The organism is Desulfomonilia bacterium, assembly GCA_036567785.1.
In the GTDB taxonomy this organism is placed as follows: domain Bacteria; phylum Desulfobacterota; class Desulfomonilia; order UBA1062; family UBA1062; genus DATCTV01.
Genome location: DATCTV010000004.1, coordinates 24,604 through 47,747 on the forward strand (window position 1 = coordinate 24,604; position 23,144 = coordinate 47,747).

Sequence of the window (23,144 nt, forward strand, 5' to 3'; positions counted from 1 at the left end):
ATTGAAATGATTGGCTGGAATCTGTATAGCATTCTGGTTGTATGTAATATCAACAACCAGAAAAAAAATATACATGGATAAAAGTTGGATCATGGAAGACGATTTACTCAGAGAAAAGCTGATCAGAAGAAAAAGACAGATCAAAAGGAACAGAGCGATCATTTTGAAGTCTGCCAAGGAGCTTTTTCTTAAAAAAGGGCTCAGCAGCACTACAATGGAGGACATAGCCGGTTATTCCGGCTTTGACAGACGCACTATATATAACCATTTCAAGAACAAGGAAGAAATTTTTGCAGCCCTTGTTTTCGAGGTTATTTCAGACATAACAATGGTTTACAACGAAGTTTCCCTTGAGAATATAACTCCCCTTGAAAAGCTGAAACAGCTTGTATTGAAACTTCTTGATTTATATATCGACAATTCACATCTTATAAATGTCTTCACTACCGAGATTGAGACTAATGACAATAGAAGGAAAAAGAACACTTCAAGCCTTGCAGTTAAAAATATAAATGACTACGGCGAACTGGAATCCAGATTGATGAACATGATAAAAGAAGCTCAGGATGCCGACCAGCTTATAGATGTTCACCCCTTCATACTTGCCGGCCTTTTGAATGAAATAATCTTAAGAAGCGTGATTGTCCTTCACCAGAATAAAAGGATCATCACAAAAGAAGATATAATCAGGGATCTTTTGAGAATCATTGAAGGTAATCTAATCAAAGGGACTGTCAGACAACCTGAGAACAAATTATAAAAAAAAGCCCGTCCAAAAGACGGGCCTTTCGTTTTTTGAATCTTACCCGATTACATGCCCATACCGCCCATATCAGGCATGCCACCGCCCGGCATACCGCCATGAGCCGGTTTTTCTTCAGGTATTTCAGCGATCATCACTTCCGTCGTAAGCATCAGACCTGCAACTGAAGCCGCATTCTGAAGGGCTGACCGCGCAACTTTTGTCGGGTCAATGATTCCGGCTTTGAGCATATCTTCATAAACATTCGCCTGGGCATTGAATCCGATATTGCCTTTCTTTTCCTTAACCTTTTCCACAACGATTCCACCTTCGAGTCCCGCATTGATAGCAATCTGCCTCATCGGTTCTTCGAGTGCTTTCTTTATAATCTTGACTCCGCTTTTCTCTTCTTCGTCAAGCTTAAGCTCATCAAGCTTCTTGATTGATCTTATCAATGCAACTCCGCCACCTGGGACAAATCCTTCCTCAACTGCCGCTCTTGTTGCGTGAAGCGCATCTTCAACCCTGGCCTTCTTCTCTTTCATTTCAGGCTCTGTTGCTGCACCGACCTTTATCACTGCGACGCCGCCCGCAAGTTTTGCAAGCCTTTCCTGAAGCTTTTCCCTGTCATAATCACTTGTTGATTCTTCGATCTGGGCCTTGATCTGCTTGATTCTGCCCTGTATGGCGGAACTATCGCCTGCGCCTTCAACTATTGTCGTGTTGTCCTTGTCAATGATAACCTTCTTTGCCCTTCCTAGATCTTTGACCGTAACCGAATCAAGCTTGCGTCCAAGGTCTTCGGATACAACCTGGCCGCCTGTTAAAATTGCAATATCTTCGAGCATTGCCTTGCGCCTGTCTCCGAAACCCGGGGCTTTGACAGCAGAACATTTCAGGGTTCCGCGAAGTTTGTTGACAACCAGTGTGGCAAGGGCTTCTCCTTCTATATCCTCAGCAATGATAGTGAGGCCCTTTCCTTCTTTTGCTATCTGCTCAAGAACGGGAATGATATCTCTCATGTTGCTGATCTTCTTGTCATAGATAAGAATGTAAGGATCTTCCTGAACAGCTTCCATCCTCTCTGCATCGGTTACGAAATATGGTGAAAGGTATCCGCGGTCAAACTGCATTCCTTCAACAAGTTCAAGAGTCGTCTCCATTCCTTTGGCTTCTTCAACAGTTATAACGCCTTCTTTTCCGACCTTATCCATTGCATCAGCGATAAGGACTCCGATTTCAGAGTCTCCGTTTGCAGAAATTGTTCCGACCTGCTCGATCTCTTTCTTGTCTTCAACGCTCTTGCTCATCTTCTTGAGCTCGCTTATGACAACAGCCGTTGCCTTGTCGATACCGCGTTTTAATGCCATTGGGTTTATTCCGGAAGCAAGATACTTAAGGCCTTCGGTATAAATAGCCTGTGCAAGGACCGTTGCTGTGGTTGTTCCGTCGCCTGCGATATCAGATGTCTTGGAAGCAACTTCCTTCACCATCTGTGCGCCCATATTTTCGAACTTGTCTTTGAGTTCGATCTCTTTTGCAACGGTTACACCGTCTTTCGTTACATTCGGGGCTCCGAACATCTTATCAAGTATCGCATTCCTTCCTTTTGGTCCGAGTGTCGCTTTGACGGCATTGGCCAGCTTGTCAACGCCCTTTAAAACCCTTACCCTTGCGTCCTGTCCGTAAATTATCTCTTTTGCAGCCATGATATATTCCTCCTGTCTACTCGACTATTCCGAGAATGTCGTCTTCTCTCATGATAAGAAGCTCATCACCCTCAACCTTTACTTCTGTTCCGGCATACTTTGAGAAAAGAATCTTGTCCCCGGTCTTGACATCAAGCGGGACAATCTTGCCGTCCTCTGTCTTCTTGCCATTACCTGCTGCAATCACCTTCCCCATCTGTGGTTTTTCCTTTGCAGTATCCGGTATGATAATCCCACCCTTTGTCTTCTCTTCCTCTTCGAGCCTCTTGACGAGAACCCTGTCCTGTAACGGTCTGATCTTCATAAATCAACACCTCCTGTTAAATGTTGTTTTTTATTTTTTTTGTTAGCACTCACTTCTGGCGAGTGCTAACCCAGATAGTTCCTTGGGATTTTTTTTTCAAGTCCTGATTTCTTTTATAAACAATTTAAAACATGCTCTTAGAAGCAGCCTATAAATGATCTGTCTATATTGCTTCGTTTATCTTCAATTTTTTTTGAATAAAGCCTTTTTTCAGATGGCCAATTACAAATCTGATTGATTTATTTCCCGTGTAGGTATTTCAAAACATTCTCAACCTGTTTTTATATGCAAAACAACGAGACACCCTGAATCATTTTATCCAGAATGTCTCGTTTAAAAATATTTACTGAGCAGCCTTAATCTGATCCCAGATCTTTGTATATTTCTGGTTGTTATCCCCGAGGTCGTTTATTATTTCGCATTTTGCCCTGATTTCGGGTTTCAGGAATATTGCCTGATTGTTCCTTGTTTCCGGGGAGATGAATTCATAGCTTGCCTTATTCGGGCAAAGGTATCTGATGAACTCTGTATTCTCGGCTGCAACTTTGGGATCGTGCAGAAAGTTGATGAATTTGTAAGCAAGCTCTGCATTTTTTGCCATTTTAGGAATTACAAGATCATCAAAACATACAGAAGTGCCTTCTTCGGGGATTGCGAATTCTATATCGGGGTTCTCTGACTGCACCTGCATCAGATCTCCGCCGTAACCATGAACAATATAGAATTCACCCGAGGCAAGACCGGTCTTGTACTGTTCATTTTCGAATTTTGCCAGATTTCTCTTCCATACGACAACCAGCTTTTTCGCGGCCTCAAGATCTTTTTCATCCGTGCTGTTTATGCTCTTGCCCATGAATTTCAAAGCCGCGCCTATTGTTTCCCTCATATCATTAAGCATAGTCATCCTGCCCTTCATGTCCTTTCTTCCGAAAACTCCCCATGTCGGTTTGAAATCCTTTGCCTTGCTCTTCAAATATCCGATCCCTGTTACACTGAACATATACGGCACACTGTGTTTCATGGAAGGATCAAAAGAAAGCTTGAGATAATCAGGATCGACGTTTGAAAGATTAGGAATCTTCGAATGGTCAAGGTCTATTATCATATCCTGCTTTTTCAAAAGAGTAACCATATAACTGCTTGGTGTAATGATGTCATAGCCTGTGGCGCCTGCCTTAAGCTTTGAATACATGGCCTCATTTGAGTCGAAGGTGTCTATTGTCACCCTGCAGTTGTTCTCCTTCTCAAAACGCTGCACCAGTTCAGGTTTTATGTAGTCCGCCCAAGTATATACAAACAGTTCGGATTTTTTAGAACCTTGGGTTTCGGAAGATACCTGCCTGCTGACATCAACAGGTTTGGTGCCATTTTTCCTGTCGGCGAACAGGAAGTAAATCAGCACTAACGCCAGCACGATGACAATAATCATTAGCATGCTACTCTTATTTCTCATGTTTCGTCCTCCTCCATAAGATTCTGGCTTATCACTACGGCCACGAATGTGACCAGAAGCAGTATTGTCGAAAGTGCGTTGATCAGCGGCGGAGACCCGTGTTTTATCATGCTGTAAATCCGTAGAGGCAGAGTTGTCGAACCTGGACCCGCTACAAAGAATGTTATTACGAAATCATCAATCGAAAGCGTAAAGGCAAGGAGAGCGCCTGATACTATGCCGGGTGACAGAAGCGGTATAAGTATTCTCCATGCCACCGCAGGCCAGCTTGCCCCGAGGTCCTGCGCCGCCTCTACTACTGCATAATCAAAATTCTGCAGCCTCCCGAGAACCACCATGGCAACAAAACTTATGCAGAAAGTCACATGTGATATCATTATGGTAAAAAGTCCCAGTTGCATTCCGATAGCAACAAAGAACAGCAGGAGGCCAATGCCCATGAGTATTTCCGGAATAACGAGCGGCGTATATATGAGCATATAATGTGCTTTCTGAAGGCCAGTCTGAAAACGGTGCAGGGCCAGCGCAGCAGTAGTGCCAATAATTACCGACAGCACGGTTGCACCGAATGCTATAAAAAGAGTGTTTCTTACGGCGGCCCATATTTCGCGGTGATGAAACAGTTTATGATACCAGATGAGCGAAAAGCCTTCCCATGAACTGCCGAATTTGGCTGCATTGAAGGAATTAACCACGAGCACGATAACGGGCAGATAAAAGAAGACAAGCAATGATATAGTAATAATAAGGGGAAGCCTGCTTTTCTTCATGCCTCCTCCTCAAATATCGGGGCTGCCTTCTTGCGATTCTGCATAATCAGCACGATTATCATGGGCACAAGCACCGCCAGGGTCAGGAATGCAGACAGTCCGCTGGCATGCGGCAAATTGCGGTCGGTGAAGACTCTCTGGGCAATTTTGTTTCCGATCATTTCCCCGCTGGTTCCGCCGACTATATCGGGAATTATGTAAGAACCCAGAGCAGGAATGAAAACCATCAGAATCGCGGTAACAATCCCGCGCCATATCCCGGGGATAAAAACCTTCATAAAGCTCTGGAACCTGTGCGCTCCAAGGTCCTGCGCAGCCTCGACCAGCCGGAAATCGAATTTTGCAGCAGCGGCATAAATAGGAAGTATCGCAAAAGGCAGGAAGTTGTTGACCATCACGAGCAGTACCGCCCCGGCATTATACAATAATGACGTATCAGGCCCGATGACATGAAGAAAGACCAGAGATTTCTTGATTATTCCGTCGGGATGCAGCAGCACCTTCCATGCAAATATCCTTACGAGAAAGCTTGTCCAGAATGGCAGCACGACCAGCAGCAGGAATATCTGCCTCCATTTTCCCTTTAGTCTTGCTATGCAGTATCCGGCTGGTACAGCAAGGAGAATACATAGAATTGTTGTTATTAAGCTTAAATAAATGGTGCGCCATATAATTATGGGATAACTTGGCTGAGCAAGGTCTTTCAGCGTATTCAAGGTCCATCCGGAGGCAAAACCGCCATACATGTCCGGCGGTTTGAAGGCGATTGCAAAAATCATGACTGTGGGCAGCAGAAAAAGTACGAACAGCCACACCAGAGAAGGCAGCGTCAGCAGCCACTCATTTGTTTTTTTTGAGTTAACCTTCGCCACCGTTTGTCTCCCCGACATAAGTGGGAGGAACTCCCATCAGTTCCTCGTCCGATTCGCTGTATCGTTCCAGCATGAAACCGTCATCAGCATGCCAGGATATCCATACGTCCTCGTTCCAGCGGATTGGCTTCTCGTCGAGGAGAAATCGGCTGTGTTGCTGTATTATCGCAAGGCGGTATTCACCGGTGCTTACCCAGAACCTCGTCATGGCACCCTGATATATGACATCTTCAACATGCACCTTGACTGTGTTGTGCAGCGGGTCATCGGAAGGCTTGTCGCGTGATATGCGGATTTTCTCTGGCCTGACGCTCAGATAGACAAGGTCGCCCTTCTTCCTCTGCTTGTCGTTGAAGCATACGACATCTGGGAAATCACCTATGTCGATCCTCAGATAATCGCTGCTGATTACATCCTTGACCTGACCCTCAAAGAAATTCGTGTCTCCTATGAATGCCGCCACGAAACTAGAGCTCGGCGCTTCGTAAATTTCCATGGGCGCACCGGTCTGTTCGATAATGCCCTTGTCCATCACCGCAATTCTGTCGGAGAGGCTCATCGCTTCACCCTGGTCATGCGTGACGTAGACAAAAGTAATACCGACCTCGTCATGAATAAGGTCAAGCTCTATGAGCATGCGCTGCCTTAATTTGAGGTCAAGCGCCGCAAGCGGTTCATCGAGGAGAAGAACTTCAGGCTTCTTGATAAGCGCCCTTGCAATGGCAACCCTTTGCTTCTGCCCCCCGCTTATCTGGTCCGGATACTTCCATGCCTGATCCTCCATCTGGATGAGTTTCAGCATGCTCCCCACTTCGGCTTCGATCTCCCTTTTGGGTCGTTTTTCGATTTTGAGGCCGAAAGCGATATTGTCCCATACTGTGAGGTGAGGAAAGAGCGCATAGTTCTGGAAGATGGTATTTACCTTTCGTCTGTTCGGTGGAAGGTCGGTGATGTCTTCTCCATTGAGATAGATTCTTCCGGTATCGGGCTTTTCAAATCCGGCAACCATTCTGAGAAGGGTGGTTTTTCCACAGCCTGATGGACCGAGAAGCGAGAAGAATTCACCTTTTTTTATCGAGAGCGAGGTGTTCACAACAGCACGAACATTTCCAAAGCTCTTGGAGATATTCTCGAATTCAAGAAATGCGCGCTGTGTCATCTCTCTTTATCAGGGCCTCCGTGATAAATAATTTGGTAGCCGTCATATAGGATAAGACCCCCCCCATGTCAAACAAAAAGGGGGGGGGATATCAAACAAAATATTCTAATATGAATTTTACGGTTTTCGTTTTAGCTCATATATGGAGTTCTACAACATCTCCATCCTTGAGGACATGATCACGCTGTATCATCTGCCCGCTGTGAGCGGATTTTCCCCACACCCTTGCAAACTTGAGTTTTGTCAGGAAATCCTTGTGAATCCTGCCGGCAAGTTCTTCAAGCGTGCTGTCCTTTGGCAGGACAAAAGGTTCATTCAAATCCGGTTCCCTGCCCGGATATTTCGAATAGACCCTCATAATATCCAAGAGGTCAAATACCGTTTTTAAAAAGGTGTCGAGATTTATGCTGTTCAATATTGAAACAGGGATTGCAGGGACCTTCAAATCGACAAGCTCGGTGAACGTATTGAAATCATCCATCTGTGAAGGCGCATCGGTTTTATTGACAAGAATAATCATCTTTTTAAAGGTCACAGGCCTTTTCATCCCCTCTTCCAGAACAGCCCCTTCCGGGAATATCCTGTTCGCCGCCAGTTCGGATAAAATATACTCATACTGGCCTATCAGGTCGGATGTTGTGTCAAGAAGGATCACAACAATATCCGAACGGCGGATCATATCGATCATCTGAGGATCGACATATTCTTCGGTCAGAGGCGGCGTATCGATGAGCTGGAACTGCACGTTTTCAAACAACGCCATGCCAGGAATCGGCTTATGCGTTGAGTGCGGGAAAGGCGAAATCTCAGGACTTGCATTAGTAAGTGCGGCAACAAGAGAAGATTTACCGGTGTTCGGCGGGCCGATAATCACAATCTGTGCGGCGCCTTCCGTGTCTATTAAATACATGCTTTTTTGTTTTACCGCGCCTTTCTTTTTCTGGGATTCTTCCTTCAGTTTCGAGATGCGGTGTTTGAGGTCAGCCTGCATCTTGTCAGTTCCCTTATGCTTTGGAATTACTGCAAGCATTTCCTGCAGCGCTTTAATCTTTTCCTCGTTTGTCCTGGCTTCCTTGAAACGCTTTTCAGCCTCATAATAATCCGGTGAAAGATTTGCAGGCATTTTTCCTTCCCAACAAGTTATCTTTTAATATAAATATAATCATATCAGTACCTGCTGCAAGATTATTAAAGGGTCTTAAACTAGTCGTCAGTGAGGTTATTTTGATATGATGAAGATTGACTGGCAATATCTGAGTATTTCAATGGTAGTTTCGATAATAATATCCGCCATGATTGCATTCGTCATCAGGAAAGTCCAGCCCGACCTCAATATCTCGGCAGGTACTTGGGTCTTTATCTTCATTGGGGTTTTTGCCGCCAACCTGATTATAGAAGCAGGCAGACAAAGGCTTCATAAGGATAATGAAGATAATGGAAAAACACCTTGACAAGAAAAAGACCAATCGTTAGAAGAAATTGTCGCTGGGGGATCGTCCAACGGCAGGACTACGGACTCTGACTCCGTCTATCTTGGTTCAAATCCAGGTCCCCCAGCCAAATTTTTTTGGTCCCATCGTCTAGGGGTCTAGGACGCTGGCCTCTCACGCCGGTAACAGGGGTTCGAATCCCCTTGGGACCGCCAAAGCATTTCAAAGGGTTAGATCATCAGGTCTGGCCCTTTCTTATTTTCAAGGCTTCGCCCCCAACCATATCCCCGACAGCGGAATTGTTACTATGGAATACGGAACTTTATATGCTTATGAAATTATGTTATTCAAAGCATGTCTGATAGGTTCTCAGCCACTTAAAGGGGGACATTAAGATGTTGATTATAATACGATTGATGAAGCGAATTAATCATAATTTCATCAGCGTCTCCAAACTACAAACTACTTCTACTTGGAGTGAGAAATGTTGAAATGCAGAATGAATAATTTGCTGATTTGCATATTATTTCTGGCGATGATGTTCATCCCTACCGCCTGCAGCAGCAGGGACAAAAACACTGACCCGCCAGGGCCAACTGCAACGGTGATCGACGACGAGACAGGCAACCCAATCGAAGGTGCTGTGGCAATAGCGATATGGAGAGGAACGCAAAAGAACTGCACAATTGTGGGCCCTCTTGATGGCTCATGCTGGGGATTCAGGAGGGCTGAAGAAACAGCTTCGGACAAGGAAGGCAAAATAAACATTCCCGACTTCTGGAAAACAACAATAGATCCCGGGAAAAGAGGCAGTGCGACATCTCCCCGTCTTACAGTCTATAAATTCGGCTATGTCTGCTGGGACCAGAAGATGATATTTCATCCGTCCAGCAGTTGGGAAGACCGCAAGGATTTCAACAGAGACAACCGGATCGTGAGGCTGAAGAAATGGCCTGAGGATATGTCGTTTCATAATCATTTAAGTTTTATTGGTAATTGCACAATGGGAGATTATTCAGGAGCTATAACGCCATTGTTTATGAAAGCATTCGAGGATGAAGGTCCATATTTTTCAAAAGAAATTGATTATAAACATTCACCGAAGAAGAACTAGGAGAAACTACTATGAAATTGAAATGCTATTTTATTATCCTATTTATAATTATTTTTTTCCCTCTAACAGTACATTCTTATAATGATAAGAAAACTCATAGATATATAACTGATGTCTCAATTCAAAGCTCTGATGTATATGACTACTTTAAAAATATACTTGGTTTTCAGAAAGGTTATAGAGATTCAGTAAATGGTAGTTTAATAACCAAGCTAATTCAAGACGGGGCCGAGCACGAAGACTTTGCAAACAGGGCATACAACCATTTCTACAACCCTTTACAAGAAGAAGGCCTTGATGATTTTCCATTTCCACATTTCAGATTATATGACCCCCAAACAAGGCTGGTTTGTGGTACTGAATATTTTTTCACGGGTATACCTACACTAAAATGGGCAATGGGAACTGGATGCAGACAATGCTGCAACAGCTCGAACAAGAGTGAAGATGACAACTGTAATGATTACTCATGGCAAAGAGCAATGGAGTCATATTATCAGGCCTTGACTGCAACCAGTGATAGGAAAAGAAACGATCTGTTCTCAGCCTTTTTTGAAAAACTGGGGCGGGTTGAGAAGACTCGAAGACTCGGGGACGCTGATGATAATATGAAATTAACTAGTTACTCTTAATATCATCAATGTCCCAAAACCGTTCCTCAAATCAACCTCATCAATTGATTATTTACATCTTGTCATCAAATGCTTACCGTGCTGTATGTCCTGTATCCCCCGCTTAAATTGTAGACCTTTTCGTATCCCTTCTGCATGAGAATCCTGCAGGCAATATATGCCCTCAGTCCGATCCCGCAGTATATAATAATCGTCTTGTCTTTAGGCAATTCATCAAGGCGTGCCCTCAACTCGTCCAGGGGTATGTTCACAGCGTCATCGACCGAATCCGCCGCGAACTCGACGGGCGTTCTTACATCCAGTATCAGGACATCCTCTTTTCCTTCAGGGATTTCGTTCCAGTGTACTATTTTCACCTTGCCGCTCAGGATGTTTTCGGCAACCATCCCGGCAATATTCACAGGGTCTTTAGCAGATGAAAACGGTGGCGCGTAAGCATGCTCTATGACCGACAGATCATATATCGTCCCATTCTTCTTTATGACGGACGCTATGAGGTCAATCCTTTTATCGACCCCTTCCATTCCTATGACCTGCGCGCCATATACGCGTCCGTCATCCGGAGAAAATATCAGTTTGATCGCAAGCATGTACGCACCCGGATAGTAACTTGCGTGCGAAAAGCCGTGCGTGATCGAAGAGATGTACCTGATGTTTGATGCCTTGAGCAGGCGCTCCGACACGCCGGTGCAGGCGCAGTTGAGGCCGAATACCCTGACTATGGCCGTTCCTATCGATCCCTCGTATCTGCTGACGTCTCCAAGCGCTATATTATCCGCAACTATCCTTGCCTCCTTGTTTGCAGGCCCGGCCAGAGGAATGGCCATGCGCTTGCCCAGAATCGGATGGATCATCTCAACGGCATCACCCAGCGCATATATGTCGGGGTCGGACGTGCGCATGTATTCATCCACGATTATTCCTCCACCCTGCCCAATTTCAAGACCCGCCTCCCTTGCAAGGGACGAGTCAGGCCTTACACCTATCGAAAGAATGATCATATCCGCTTTCAGAATTCTGCCGCTTTTGAGGTTAACGGAAAGGCCGTTTTCATTCCTTGTAACTGAAACAACAGTCTCGCTTAATATGAGATTCACACCCTTCTGCATCATGTGAACCTTTGCCAGAGAGGCCATGTCATAATCGAACGGCGGCAATACGTGGTCGAGCATCTCGACCACGCTTACATTGATTCCGATTTGCATGAGATTCTCCGCAGCTTCCAGGCCTATGAAACCCGCACCTATGACAACTGCCTTCTTCGGTTTTCTTTCTTCGATAAAGGCCTTTATCCTGTCCGAGTCTCCGACAGAGCGGATCGTGAAAACAGCCTCATCGTCGATGCCCTTTATCTCAGGGCGGAAAGGGTATGCGCCCGGCGACAGTATGAGCTTGTCGTATTTTTCCGTATACTGTTTCCCGCTTATGAGGTCTTTTGCTGCAACGGTCTTTGCTGCCCTGTCAATTGAGGTCACCTCGTTTCTTACCCTGACATCGAGATTGAATCTTTTCCTGAGGCCTTCGGCGCTCTGAACGAAAAGGCTCTCTCTAGCCGGTATTACGCCGCCCACATAATACGGCAGCCCGCAGTTCGCATAGGACACATAATCATCCCTTTCGAAGATGATAATTTCAGCATTCTCGTCGAGCCTTCTGAGTCTGGCTGCAGTAGAAGCCCCCCCGGCAACTCCGCCAATGATGAGATAACGCATTCCTAACCGCTCCTTATTGTTTTTATTGTACCGTCGCGCCTCCGCAGCATCCTGCAGGCGCACCTCCACATAGTACCTGAGATTGAGTCTTTTTTGAAGCGCCCGATGAAATGATTCTGAGTGCGGCGGCGGCTGCCTTGCCCACTACGTCAGAACAGTGGCCGGACATGCCCTGTTCTATCGCCAGGGTGGCGTCATCCTGGTTTCTCAGGTTGAAGCTCCTGCCCATGAGTTTTTTCTGGATATCCGCACAGCGGCATGTCCCGTACTCGGATATGAAGTGTTCATGGAGTTCCTTTGCAAGATCGTATGATCCGATTGCGGCCAGCGGGTCCTTGAACTCAGCGTATTCTCTGCCGAAGACAAGCCCGATCACCATGGCTCCCCCGGTAAGCGCACCGCAACTTCCGTCGCTGCTGAGACCTATTCCGTCGGCCAGGCCGCTTGCAGCCTTGAATACCTCATTACTCTTAATATCCAGAACCTCAAGTAGGGCTGCCACCGCGCTCTGGGCGCACCCGGTGCAGGTCATCTCATATTCCTTTGCAATATCCCTGATCCTTTCGATATCCGCTTCCTTTATGGTTTTCAGATTCCTCATGGTCTTTCCTCCGTATCAGGCAAAACGCCACGTCTCTTTGGGTGAAAAGAGCATCTTATCCCCTGATACACGTTTGTTATAACCGGCCTCGTCCAGAATTCTCGTCACCAGTACATTAGGTCTTGACGGGAATGGAAAGCTCTTTTTGAACTTCACCTCAGGCGTATCGAGCTTGAACAGCTCTTCAACGATTTCTTTTATAGTCGCTTCACCTAGTCTTGCATGCGTTTCAAGCACGTCTCTTTTCAAACCTGAATAGAATTTCTCAAACGTCGAAAAGAATTCAATGCACTCGTCTTCGCCCCTGGCACAGTCCTCGAGCTCTATCGGATTGAGCACCTCGATATTGAGCATGCTCATTGCATCCTTGAAAAAGGCCTTGCTCCTGTGGGCATCCGATGCGAGTGCAATAAAGCCCTGTTCCGCCATACGCCTGAACCCTCTTGCCGTTGTAATGCATTTCTCAAATGAGCTGTCAAAAAACGGCGGATTTATCTCGACAGTTACATCTCCGCTCAATAAAAGGCGGTTCTGCGGATCATAAAGACATACGTGCCCGGGGCTGTGCGAACCGTCATGTATCACAAAAAACCGGCCGATCTGCCATCCCATGAACTCGGTATCACCGAATGTCCTTTTCTCACGGCTTGAAAGCGGAAGTATCTCCGCCATTTCCGACAGGTTTCTCTTGTTCCCAATTAGCACACGGTCTATGAGCAGTTTGAGGGCCATCCTGTAATCCTCATAGCTCGAATCAGGCCTCAACTCCGTCAGGGATTTCCATACCGGTGCATATTGCGGTTCTTCATATTCGCTGAAATTTCTGGCGTATCTTTCGATCTCCTGAAGCAGTTCCCTCCAGGATTCGTATGGGTTGAAGAAAGCCTCGAGCTTCCTGAAATCGCCGATCCAGTGATATGCGCAATCGATTACCGGCACCTCCGGTTCGGGAAGAAGGAAACGTACGGTCTTGAACCCGGCCTCCAGAACAACATCGTTGTTGAGCGCATGATCCCAGTGTCCCTGGGTATCCATGAGGACGAGCGTGCTGCAGCCGTGGGCCGAATATTTCCTTAGCACATCGAGTATTCTCTGTCTGTAGAATGGCTGCATACCTGAATCGAGCATGAATACAAGATCACCGTCTCTCAATATGTAGACATTACTGGAAGGCGGGGCGAGAAAAAATGAGAAGCCTGCAAAACCCTCAACCTGCCATACGTCAGGGGCAATCTCGTTAACACTGGACTTGGCAAACGCCTCGTCCATATCCGGGAAACAAAAAGGATGAAGCTTCGGACAATTTTCTTTCATGTCATACCTCCGTTTTTTATATTTGCCTGGATACAGAGCAAGTCCCATGCCTGTTAATAGATATATCTTTCTTAGCGATTTTATTGGTCAATTAATTGATTAACATTCCTTTTTATCATTTATTGACATTATATTGACATTATATTGTCCATATTTTGTCATTTTACTTGTTCAATGATTCGAATCCTGATATCATATTCGGTATGAGAACAGAAAATGTAAAAAAGGACCGGACCAAGCTGACACCGGAGCAATGGAAGATGCTTGCTTTCCTTCATATTGCAGGAACGCCGGTCCATATAGATACAGCCGCTGCAATAGTTCAAATACGACCTGCTTCACTAATGGCATTGATCAATGACGGGATGCAATCAGGATACCTTATGGAAACGCTGAAGGATACATACTCTCTGTCGCCTGAACGTCCTGACTGGATAGAGTCAGGCATCAGGATTGTTGCAACCGGCGAATTCTTTTCTTCCACTCTCAGGTCAATTGAAGAAATCCATGCTTCTGATCAGCTGCACCCCAGGTCCATAGCGGGAATTCTCGAAGGCGCAGGGAAACTGTACGAAGCGGCGTATGCATATCATGGCGCCGCATCAAAATATCTTTCCGAAGGTATTTCGAATGTCGCACTCGAATGCGAACTGTCGGCAATAGATATTCTCAAGAAAGAAAAGCCCTCAAAAGACAGGGATGCGCTTTTCGTCTCCTCTGTATTAGGACTCTCCGGAATCTATATACGCATATCTCAGGCACACCCGGAAATCATAACGCTTCTCAGGGTCGCCAAAAAGCTGGCACTGGGCATGGGCGATAAGAGGTCTTCTGTAATAATTGACCTGCATCTGGGACGCTACTATTTCATGAATAACAAGCTTTCCGAAACCCTTGACGCCCTTGATAACGCCGTCAGAGAACTCGACGTATTCAAAGACGACGACATGATAGACCAGACCGAGCAGTTCGTAGGCATTTACTATTATCTAAAGGGTATGTACAGCGAGGCCTCAGACCATCTGGGCAAGGCCGTACATTCCCCATCGGTTGTCTTTCCAGGAGTGGCCGATTACATCCTGATTCTCTATTATGCCTTCAGCTGCTCCTGCACAGGGCAATTCCACAAAGCCATCGGAGTCCTTGACGCACACTGGCGTCGGACATTCAACCTTTCTGAACCCGAACATGCGTATCATGCCCGTGCCGTTCTCGGTTACATTCTTATCATGAGCGGCAGAACAGAAGAAGCCATCAGCCATCTTAAGGCCTCAAGATCGTATGAATGGAAAAACCCGCATGCATTCGGCAGGTGGATCACAGAGGCAGGCTTTGCGATGGAGGCATTCAGATCGGAGCGCATCAATGAAGCATACGACATACTCAAAAATCTTCTGACCGGTAACTTTCAGATAAGGCAATATCCTGTGCCCGCATTTCTCGAAATGCTCGCCGAATTCGATAGAAGGAAATATCCGGCAATAAAAGGCCTTTCATTTGAACAGGAGAGGCTTCGTATCCTGAAGGGCCTCAATGTTCATATGAAAGGCGCGGCCTTTCGGATCATGGCTCAGAACGCCGCATCGGCTTCTCCCTCAAGCCTTTTGATTCCCAGATATCTTTCCGAAAGCGAAAAATATCTTATCATGTCCGGAGACCCGGTGGAACTTGCTAAAACCTATGCCGAATTCGCAAGATACTATATCCGAAGGAAAAAAAATGAAAAGGCATCTGAATATGCGATAAAGGCATGGGAGAACTTTTCCGGCCTCGGAGACATATACCTTCCCGATGATATAAAACAACTGCTTACGGGCGAGTCAAAATCCAGGCCGACAGCGGTCGCACGTGATGACGTTACAGCGAGACTTGTAAAAATGATCGGCGACATCATACCCACATATGATTCCGACAGCCTTTTCGATAAAGTGCTCGAGGCCATAACCGGATTTCTCAGGGCCGAGCGCTCAGCTCTGTTTCTCTTCACAAAAGGGAAGAAAAATGCCCCGATATTGAAGGCATCACGGTCTATATCCAGAGACGAGACAGATACAACCCTGTTCCGCAGCTCACTTTCACTCATATTCTCAGTAAGAAAAAGCAAGATCCCGGCAAGCAAGAAGCTGATTGACAATAACGGAGCAGAGCGAACCTCATTATGCATACCGGTTGAAGCAGGGCCGGATTTCGACGGTGTCATGTACTTCGAATCATTTTTCATCGAAGACACAATGACAGACCCGTCAGGACCTGTTCAAGGACTGCTCATCGATATTGCGAGCGATGCATTTACAAAGATTATGAGGCTAGAAAATGCCAGGAACATGACTAAATCATTGCCGGGTAAAGACATGTCCCTCTCCGGCATTAAAGATGATGAAATTATTGCAAGTAGCGGTGTAATGACCACTATGCTTTACGAGGTGGACAAGGCAGCCTCAACCGATGCATCCATTCTTATTACCGGAGAGACAGGCGTAGGCAAGGAACTCGTCGCAAAGCGCATACACAACAAGAGCATGAGGGCAGGAGGACCCTTTATTACCGTAAACATTGCAGGCATCCCTGAAACGCTCATCGAAAGCGAATTGTTCGGTCATGAAAAGGGTTCGTTCACAGGGGCAGATTCACGACATATCGGCAGGATAGAACTCGCACACACAGGGACGCTTTTCATAGACGAGCTTGGAGATATCCCGCTTTCAGTGCAGATCAAGCTCCTTCGGGTTCTTCAGGACAGAACATTCAACCGTCTTGGAGGAGCAAGAAGCATAAAGTCCGATTTCAGGCTCGTCACTGCAACGAACAAGGATATTGAAGCCGAGATTGATAAAGGAAGGTTCCGCAGAGACCTGTTCTACAGGATCAACACCTTCCATATCCGTGTCCCTCCGCTTCGTGAGCGGAAAACAGATATCCTTCTTATTTCCGAAAGTTTCATCAGGCGCTTTATAAAAGAGTTCAACAAACCTTCCATTAGGCTTTCACGTGAACAGGAAGAAGCACTCGTAAATTATCCATGGCCCGGCAATGTCAGGGAACTTAGAAATGTAATCGAACGCGGCATCCTGTTATCAGACAAGAATTCCATCGATCTCAACCTTCCCGTGCTGCATGATCTAAAACATAAGGATATCTTTTCCGGCACCCCTACCCTCGACGAACTTCAAAGACGCTACATAAAACTGGTGATCGAGATGACAGGGGGAAGAATCTCCGGAAAGAACGGTGCCTCTGCCATCCTCGGAATGAAAAGAACGACATTAAACGCAAGGATGAAGAAACTGGGCATCCGTTGAGTTTTTTTATAACTGCTTTATAAAATGTCTCCCCCTATTCCAGAAGACTCTGAACACATTGAACAGAAGCAAAAGCATCAGGTGCATAACCGCTTGCACCGATCTTATCGGCGAATTCCTGTGTTACCGGGGTGCCGCCTACGATAATGCGCGCTGCCGGATCAAAGACCCTTATGGCATCTATAGTATTCTTCATATAGAGCATGGTCGAACTCAGAAGCGCCGAAAGCCCCAGTATATCCGGTTTCATGCTTTTATAGGCCTCAACGAATTTCTCTGTTTTAACGCCTTCGCCAAGATCGATGACCTCGTAGCCAGCACCTTCCATGCACATCCTGACAAGATTTTTCCCAATGGAATGTATATCACCCTCTACCGTGCCGAGTACGATCTTTCCCCTGTTCTTAATATCCCCTTTCATACTGCCTTTGAGGCATGCCATTCCCTGTTCCATTGCATAAGCCGCTACTATCAGTTCCGGAATGAAGGCCTCGCCCAGAGCAAAACGTGATCCAATCTCCTCCATGGCCGGCATCATTGAAGCTTCAAGGATCTCCCTCGGCTCTATCCCTTCACGAATCGCCTTTTCAACAAGCTGAACCGTCTTCTCATCATCCCCTGATTTGACCGCAGTATTAATATCTTCCAGAACCTTTATCATCACTGGTCTCCTTTTATATTCATACAGTAATGGGATATTTCCCGTATTTCTTCGCCGCCCTCACCATTGCCAGATAATTTTCCGGTTTGCAGCCCGGGTGTATGGAATTGGATGAGCTTATGATGTAACCTCCGCCTGGTGCTGCTTTGGCGATTGTTTCCTTGACGGTCTGCTCCACCTCTTCCTCAGTTCCGAACGGGAGCAGATATGTACAGTCGATATTCCCCAGAAGACACAGCCGGTCTTTATATGCTGCCTTGACCTCTCCTATGTCCATGCACTGGGGCTGATTGGGGTGGAAACCGTCAAAACCGGCCTCTGCTATATCATCAAGAATAGGCCCCATGTTTCCGTCCGAATGCTTTATGATTTTAAGACCCTTTTCATGGGCGCGTGTGACTATCTCCTTATGGAACGGGAAGATGAACTGCCTGTATTGAGCGGGCGACATCAGTGTGGTCTGGTTGAAGGCCAGATCGCCATCCAGTGCAAATACGTTCGCCCCGAGCGCCGCGGCCTTATCAACCACTTCAAGTATGTAATCCGTAACAATCCGTCCGAGATCCATGACAAAAGAGGGTTTTTTAATATAGTAGAACAAAAGTTTTTCCATGCTGCCCAGAAGCGACCAGCTTTCACGGAATGGTCCGGGCTGAACAAAGACCTGGGCTATATCAGCGCCCATGCCCCCGGTTGACGCCATAAGCATCAGAAAGTCCATGTCCTGTGGATGGTATATCTTGAGATCTTTCAGATCATCAGGTCCTGAAACCGGTCCGCCGACAGCAGTTGCCTCACCTTCACCGGCCACATACAGGACACGGCCCCATCCGTCCTTATAGTGCGTTTCGTCTATTTTCTCCGTAACAGGCAGCGTGATCGAGGTGAGGCCGTCCAGTTCAAGGGCCTTTGCAAATGTGAACAGTGTGTTGAGAAGCTTGATTTTCTCCTCCATCGTCATCTGGCTTGCAAATTTCATTGGAGGAAGGTCATCAGTGAAGAATTTTCCAATCTTGATAATCGACTCTTCGTTAAAAGCCATCTCCCAGACTGGAACCCGGTCAGGTTCCCTGCGATCCAGGGCCGTCAGCATTCTTTCTTTGCCCGTCATACGCCTCCCTCTTTCTGTAAACTGGAATTTTTATTCAGCAATTCAAATTCCCTGCATTACTTGATGGCTTTTGTCAAATATTTCAGCAGTTTTTTTACCTGTTATTCAAATATATATTAAATAATAGTTTGCCTAAATAAAATTGCGTTTCTAATCGATTCTTCATGGAAACATAGTCTACTTTCACATTCCATTTTATTTCCCAGTTGCTTTAATCTTTCATCTTATTTTTTCATAACCCTCTGTTTCTTCTAATTTTTATTTAACTTTCAATTTGGCATATTAATTGCTAGCCGTCGGATATGGCATACAAAAAAAACTATCAATCGGGTTTCAGGTACTGTTTGAACAGGGATTCCGGTTTTTACAGAATATTGGGCATTACCCGGGACTATCGTATCGCCTTATTGTGCGAATCCGATAATATCATCTATTTTATCATGTTTTACGAAATGGTACTGGAAGCATACGGGCCAAAACTTCACACCCCCCTGGATCTGATTGCCAGAACCGATATAAGAAAGCTGAAGTACATTCAATCAATCCAGAAATCAAAATCCGTCAAGCGTGCAAATCTCTGCAATATTCCGGAGATACTAAAAAATTATGGATTACAGTGGCACTGGTGGTGCGAAAACTACGGCATGAATGAAGGAGGACTTGTCTCGGATATAACTGCTGTCAATACATCAGGTAAATGCCTGCTCATATTAAAGGAAGATTGTCTGGATACATTGCTGATGTATTATGACATGTTTCATGATGATCTTCTTTCAAAAGGCATATACCTTCCACACCTCAAAAATATGCTTGATGATTTTGCCAACATAATCTCAATACGCGGGATGCTTACCAACAAAAACCTGTTCTGCGGCCCTTCCAGCACATGCATAAGAACACTGGGGGAACACCTTTCATCAATATCACTTTAAGAAAATTTTCATCCCGGTCAACACATCCATCTTTTTACGTAAATGATGGCACAACGCAGAGTGGAGACTCCTGCACAACCAGAGTCTTTATCAATTCGACCGAAGGGAGAAATCTCAAGACCTTTATAAAGCAAAAATTTCCCCACACTAACGTTACTCGAAATGACAGCCGGGGCGGTTGCCGTCTTCGAGCAGCCTCCACAGGTTCAGGAAAAAAGCCCGGTTGTCGGCACTTATATATTCCATTACCCCCCCCATCCTGCTGAAAGATTTAAGGTGGCGCATATAATATGCAGGGTTGTCTTCAGAAGGTTCCCCTTCCCTCCAGTCCCAGGAACTCTCAGACAAGTCCACAACAAATATTTTGTGCCCGATTATATGACTGCCGTTTTGAATCGATACATTCTGCGCCATTGAAAACGACTTTTCGAATATCATGGGAGACATCACCGCAGAGCCCACAGAGAGATAGACACCGTTCTCAATCCGGCTGACGCTCTCTGCAAACCTTAAAAAATCCCTTTCCGCGGTCCTTCCTATTGCAGCACCCTTATTCATGGGATGCGTATAAATTATATCATGCCCGAACATCGGATGAGCAGTGAAAGGAACACCGGCAATAAATGTCCTGTATTGGAGGCTGTATTTTTTATATGGATGATTTATTTCAATATGTCCGGATTTGAGCCCGGATTTTCTGATCGTATCAATAAAGTCCGCAGCTGAAGCTGCTTTTTCCATATCGTCGGAAGTCACCATCTTGAGAAGCTCATCTTCATCAGGGATAACGATGCCATTGTCTGCAATCATCGATCCTACGGCTTCGCCGTACCCAAGGCCCCTGTATGCCCCGGCAACAATGGCCAGGTTTATGAATTTTCCGGTCTCATCCCACATGCCGAACATGCCTTTACCGGCATTTTCTTTTACGTTTTCACTGCTCATGCCGATATATGAAAACTCCCAGTCATGGATCACTCCTGCGCCGTTCGTTGCCAGATGCGTAAACCACCCTTTTTCAGCAAACTCGGCAAGGAGCGGCCCGAGACCGTTCTTTATTGCATGGGCTCCGAAAGCAAGAATGACCGGACGATTCAAAGTTCGGGCTTCCCTGATTGCCCGGGCAGCACGTTCTATTGATTCAAGGGCCTTATCGGAAAGCTTTGGAACCTCGCTTCGGGAGTCAATTTTTTCAGTTTCAATTTCAACCCTGTTGACCCGTATATTTAAAGGATAAAATTTCAGATCAGCCCTGTTGAACAGGTTTTTTAAATCCATATCTATACACCGAACCTGAGTGCTGAAAAAACAAGTCCGATATCAGAGAAATCAGGAATTATTACATCTGCACCCGCGCGGATTAACCGTGATCTCTTCTTATGGTTGAATCCAAAACGCCTGACCTCATCGCTCGCAACTCCTACAGCCATAAAGTCCCTCTTTCTTGCTTCCCTGATCTCCACCGGCCCGTCTCCAAACACTACAATACCTTTGGAACCTTCACTTTGGATATTATTAAGGATAATCTTAAATACTTTTTTCTTGGGATCTTCTTCATCCGAATCTTCTGCCCCGAAAATTCCACCTTTGAACAGGTCTGCATATCCGAGCAGATTTGCCTCGTTGCTGACATCAGTTTCGTCCGTTCCGGATGCCAGATATAATATCACCCCTCTTCTATTCAACTCCTTAAGAAAACTTACTGCACCTTTGATAATAAAATCATCAGGACTGAATATTCCTTTCGAAACGCCATCAAGCCTGCCTGATATACGGGATTTCAGTCTTTGAAGATAAAGCCTTTTATATCCGGATTCCGTCAGCTTGTCTTTCTTCTCAACTATTCCAAACTGATCTATCAGCTTTAAAAGACCCCGCATCTGCTCGATCGTTCTCATGCCTGTTGTCAAATCAATCAGCTTATCGACCTCAAGACATATTGAATTATACAAACCGACCGGAAGCCTTTCGAGCTGACTGCCGGAAATGGATTCTATCATGGTTTCCCGCATGCATGTCTCCCAGCCTTCCCTGAGTGTGGATATGGTACCGTCATGATCGAATACGGCATGCAACGGGAAACCGCTTGTTTTTCCCGAAATAATCTCTATATCCGAATTTTTGAACCTTTTAGCTCTTCTTGGATCATCAGCCAGCACCAGATTATAAATATAGTCGGGATCGCTGCCGATTTTGCGCACCTGATCAGGAAATGGAGAACCGGCTGTAAAACGCTGAGTTATGGTTACGGCTGCACAGAAATTACCGAATCGTGCGGCGTCATGATGTTTCATACCAGACCCCAGGCATGCTGCAATTCCGGCAACAATGGCATCGCCTGCACCGACGGTGTCAACCGCACCTGACGTGTTTATTCCCCTTATCAGTTCAAGATGCTCTTCGTTTTTAACAGCGATGCCGTTTTCCCCCATTGTTATGAATACGGTCTGTTTCCATCTGTCATGCAGTTCATCCGATACTTTTCTTATCGAATCATCATCCACAGGTTCCTTCAGATTAAAACCAAGCACATTTGCAGCCTCACTCAGGTTGATCTTGCGCATTGCACCATCGAACTCGTCACTGTATGCCCTGCTGTCTACAATGAATACGGTTTTCGGATATTTTTTTATGATGCGAATAATTCGCTTTCTGAACCATCTGGTGCTGATGCCTGAAATCAGCTGCTGGTTTACTATCACGGCGTTCATATTCTTCAGTGCCGACTCAAACCTTGAAAGAACATCTTCTGAAATGTCCTTGTCCGGGGTATTGAAATTGCCGATATCAATCCTGGGCTCTTCACGGAAATCACTGTAGGGTTTTGTATAGGTATTGGTTGACCAGCCCGTCTTCTGAACAAGCAGGCCTGTCCGGTCAATCCCCAGAGAATCTAACTGTCTGCACATTTCCCGGCCATAGACATCATCTCCGATTATACCGAAAGCAAATACATTCCCAACCCCCAGCACGGAAAGATTCTTGGCGACATTGGCAGCGCCACCCAGTTCAAACCGAATCTCTTTCACCGATCTAGTCCTGAGACCGGTCTCAACGGAAATTTCCCCTTTATCACCGTGAAGAACAAGGTATGCATCGATGCAGAAATCCCCGATTACAGCAACTGATATTCCCTTGAATCCATTCAGAACAGCTTCAATATTCATATTCGCCACCGGCAGCATAATTAATGCATCCGATTATATTTATCATTATTCAGCCTGTCATTTAAATATCTTAAAAATTATTTACATTACAGGCAATATCCATATTAACATAAGTTTGTAAGACATAGAAAATGGTGTATTCTGCCCTTAAAGATACCTTGA

Annotated in this window: 20 protein-coding genes and 2 tRNA genes; 8 read left to right on the plus strand and 14 right to left on the minus strand. The window is 45.7% G+C overall.

The window, feature by feature from the left end:
- Positions 1–91: 91 nt before the first annotated feature.
- Positions 92–760: a helix-turn-helix domain-containing protein gene (locus VIS94_01020; GenBank protein HEY9159654.1), complete on the plus strand. Its 669-nt coding sequence runs from the start codon at positions 92–94 to the stop codon at positions 758–760.
- Positions 761–810: 50 nt separating this feature from the next.
- On the opposite strand, the gene groL is transcribed toward VIS94_01020, so the two are convergent.
- From groL to VIS94_01055, 7 genes are all read right to left on the minus strand, one after another.
- Positions 811–2,451 carry a chaperonin GroEL gene (gene groL / locus VIS94_01025; GenBank protein HEY9159655.1) on the minus strand — a complete coding sequence of 547 codons (1,641 nt, stop codon included), beginning with the start codon at positions 2,449–2,451 and terminating at the stop codon, positions 811–813.
- 16 nt (positions 2,452–2,467) lie between these two features.
- Positions 2,468–2,755, minus strand: a complete 288-nt coding sequence (groES, locus tag VIS94_01030; GenBank protein ID HEY9159656.1) for a co-chaperone GroES — start codon at positions 2,753–2,755, stop codon at positions 2,468–2,470.
- A gap of 343 nt (positions 2,756–3,098) precedes the next feature.
- Entirely contained in the window at positions 3,099–4,208 is a 1,110-nt protein-coding gene (locus tag VIS94_01035; GenBank protein HEY9159657.1) for a spermidine/putrescine ABC transporter substrate-binding protein, read from the minus strand.
- Entirely contained in the window at positions 4,205–4,978 is a 774-nt protein-coding gene (locus VIS94_01040) for an ABC transporter permease (protein HEY9159658.1), read from the minus strand. Before VIS94_01040 ends, VIS94_01035 begins: the two co-directional genes overlap by 4 nt.
- Positions 4,975–5,850 (minus strand): ABC transporter permease, encoded by an 876-nt coding sequence (locus VIS94_01045; GenBank protein ID HEY9159659.1) that lies wholly within the window; start codon positions 5,848–5,850, stop codon positions 4,975–4,977. Before VIS94_01045 ends, VIS94_01040 begins: the two co-directional genes overlap by 4 nt.
- A complete protein-coding gene (locus VIS94_01050) occupies positions 5,837–7,009 on the minus strand; it encodes an ABC transporter ATP-binding protein (protein ID HEY9159660.1) in 1,173 nt (390 codons plus the stop codon). The genes VIS94_01045 and VIS94_01050 overlap by 14 nt, the downstream gene beginning before the upstream one ends.
- Positions 7,010–7,145: 136 nt before the next feature.
- The gene (locus VIS94_01055; protein ID HEY9159661.1) at positions 7,146–8,132 is read right to left on the minus strand and encodes a GTPase; all 987 of its coding nucleotides are present in this window, start codon (positions 8,130–8,132) and stop codon (positions 7,146–7,148) included.
- A 106-nt stretch (positions 8,133–8,238) separates the two neighbouring features.
- On the opposite strand from VIS94_01055, the gene VIS94_01060 reads away from it, so the two are divergent.
- The 5 genes from VIS94_01060 (at position 8,239) to VIS94_01080 (ending at position 10,185) form a co-directional block, all read left to right on the plus strand.
- Positions 8,239–8,460: a hypothetical protein gene (locus VIS94_01060; GenBank protein ID HEY9159662.1), complete on the plus strand. Its 222-nt coding sequence runs from the start codon at positions 8,239–8,241 to the stop codon at positions 8,458–8,460.
- Between the two features lie 35 nt (positions 8,461–8,495).
- Positions 8,496–8,569, plus strand: a tRNA-Gln gene (locus tag VIS94_01065).
- A 9-nt stretch (positions 8,570–8,578) separates the two neighbouring features.
- Positions 8,579–8,654, plus strand: a tRNA-Glu gene (locus VIS94_01070).
- 269 nt (positions 8,655–8,923) lie between these two features.
- Positions 8,924–9,553 carry a hypothetical protein gene (locus tag VIS94_01075; GenBank protein HEY9159663.1) on the plus strand — a complete coding sequence of 210 codons (630 nt, stop codon included), beginning with the start codon at positions 8,924–8,926 and terminating at the stop codon, positions 9,551–9,553.
- 11 nt (positions 9,554–9,564) lie between these two features.
- Positions 9,565–10,185, plus strand: a complete 621-nt coding sequence (locus tag VIS94_01080) for a hypothetical protein (GenBank protein ID HEY9159664.1) — start codon at positions 9,565–9,567, stop codon at positions 10,183–10,185.
- Positions 10,186–10,250: 65 nt separating this feature from the next.
- On the opposite strand, the gene VIS94_01085 is transcribed toward VIS94_01080, so the two are convergent.
- From VIS94_01085 to VIS94_01095, 3 genes are read right to left on the minus strand one after another with little or no spacing between them, the layout of a single operon-like run.
- A complete protein-coding gene (locus tag VIS94_01085) occupies positions 10,251–11,897 on the minus strand; it encodes an FAD-dependent oxidoreductase (protein HEY9159665.1) in 1,647 nt (548 codons plus the stop codon).
- A 22-nt stretch (positions 11,898–11,919) separates the two neighbouring features.
- Positions 11,920–12,498 carry a C-GCAxxG-C-C family protein gene (locus VIS94_01090; GenBank protein HEY9159666.1) on the minus strand — a complete coding sequence of 193 codons (579 nt, stop codon included), beginning with the start codon at positions 12,496–12,498 and terminating at the stop codon, positions 11,920–11,922.
- Positions 12,499–12,513: 15 nt separating this feature from the next.
- On the minus strand, positions 12,514–13,812 hold the full coding sequence (locus VIS94_01095) for an MBL fold metallo-hydrolase (protein ID HEY9159667.1): 1,299 nt from the start codon (positions 13,810–13,812) through the stop codon (positions 12,514–12,516).
- Positions 13,813–14,015: 203 nt separating this feature from the next.
- Between VIS94_01095 and VIS94_01100 the strand changes: the two genes are divergently transcribed.
- The gene (locus tag VIS94_01100; protein HEY9159668.1) at positions 14,016–17,111 is read left to right on the plus strand and encodes a sigma-54 dependent transcriptional regulator; all 3,096 of its coding nucleotides are present in this window, start codon (positions 14,016–14,018) and stop codon (positions 17,109–17,111) included.
- Positions 17,112–17,145: 34 nt separating this feature from the next.
- On the opposite strand, the gene VIS94_01105 is transcribed toward VIS94_01100, so the two are convergent.
- Together VIS94_01105 and VIS94_01110 are read right to left on the minus strand one after the other, a co-directional pair.
- The gene (locus VIS94_01105; protein ID HEY9159669.1) at positions 17,146–17,772 is read right to left on the minus strand and encodes a corrinoid protein; all 627 of its coding nucleotides are present in this window, start codon (positions 17,770–17,772) and stop codon (positions 17,146–17,148) included.
- A gap of 19 nt (positions 17,773–17,791) precedes the next feature.
- The gene (locus tag VIS94_01110) at positions 17,792–18,883 is read right to left on the minus strand and encodes a uroporphyrinogen decarboxylase family protein (protein ID HEY9159670.1); all 1,092 of its coding nucleotides are present in this window, start codon (positions 18,881–18,883) and stop codon (positions 17,792–17,794) included.
- Between the two features lie 302 nt (positions 18,884–19,185).
- Between VIS94_01110 and VIS94_01115 the strand changes: the two genes are divergently transcribed.
- Positions 19,186–19,815, plus strand: a complete 630-nt coding sequence (locus VIS94_01115; GenBank protein ID HEY9159671.1) for a hypothetical protein — start codon at positions 19,186–19,188, stop codon at positions 19,813–19,815.
- Between the two features lie 153 nt (positions 19,816–19,968).
- On the opposite strand, the gene VIS94_01120 is transcribed toward VIS94_01115, so the two are convergent.
- Complete coding sequence (locus tag VIS94_01120; protein ID HEY9159672.1) at positions 19,969–21,093, minus strand: hypothetical protein; 1,125 nt, start codon at positions 21,091–21,093, stop codon at positions 19,969–19,971.
- 2 nt (positions 21,094–21,095) lie between these two features.
- Complete coding sequence (locus VIS94_01125) at positions 21,096–22,982, minus strand: PfkB family carbohydrate kinase (GenBank protein ID HEY9159673.1); 1,887 nt, start codon at positions 22,980–22,982, stop codon at positions 21,096–21,098.
- Positions 22,983–23,144: the final 162 nt, after the last annotated feature.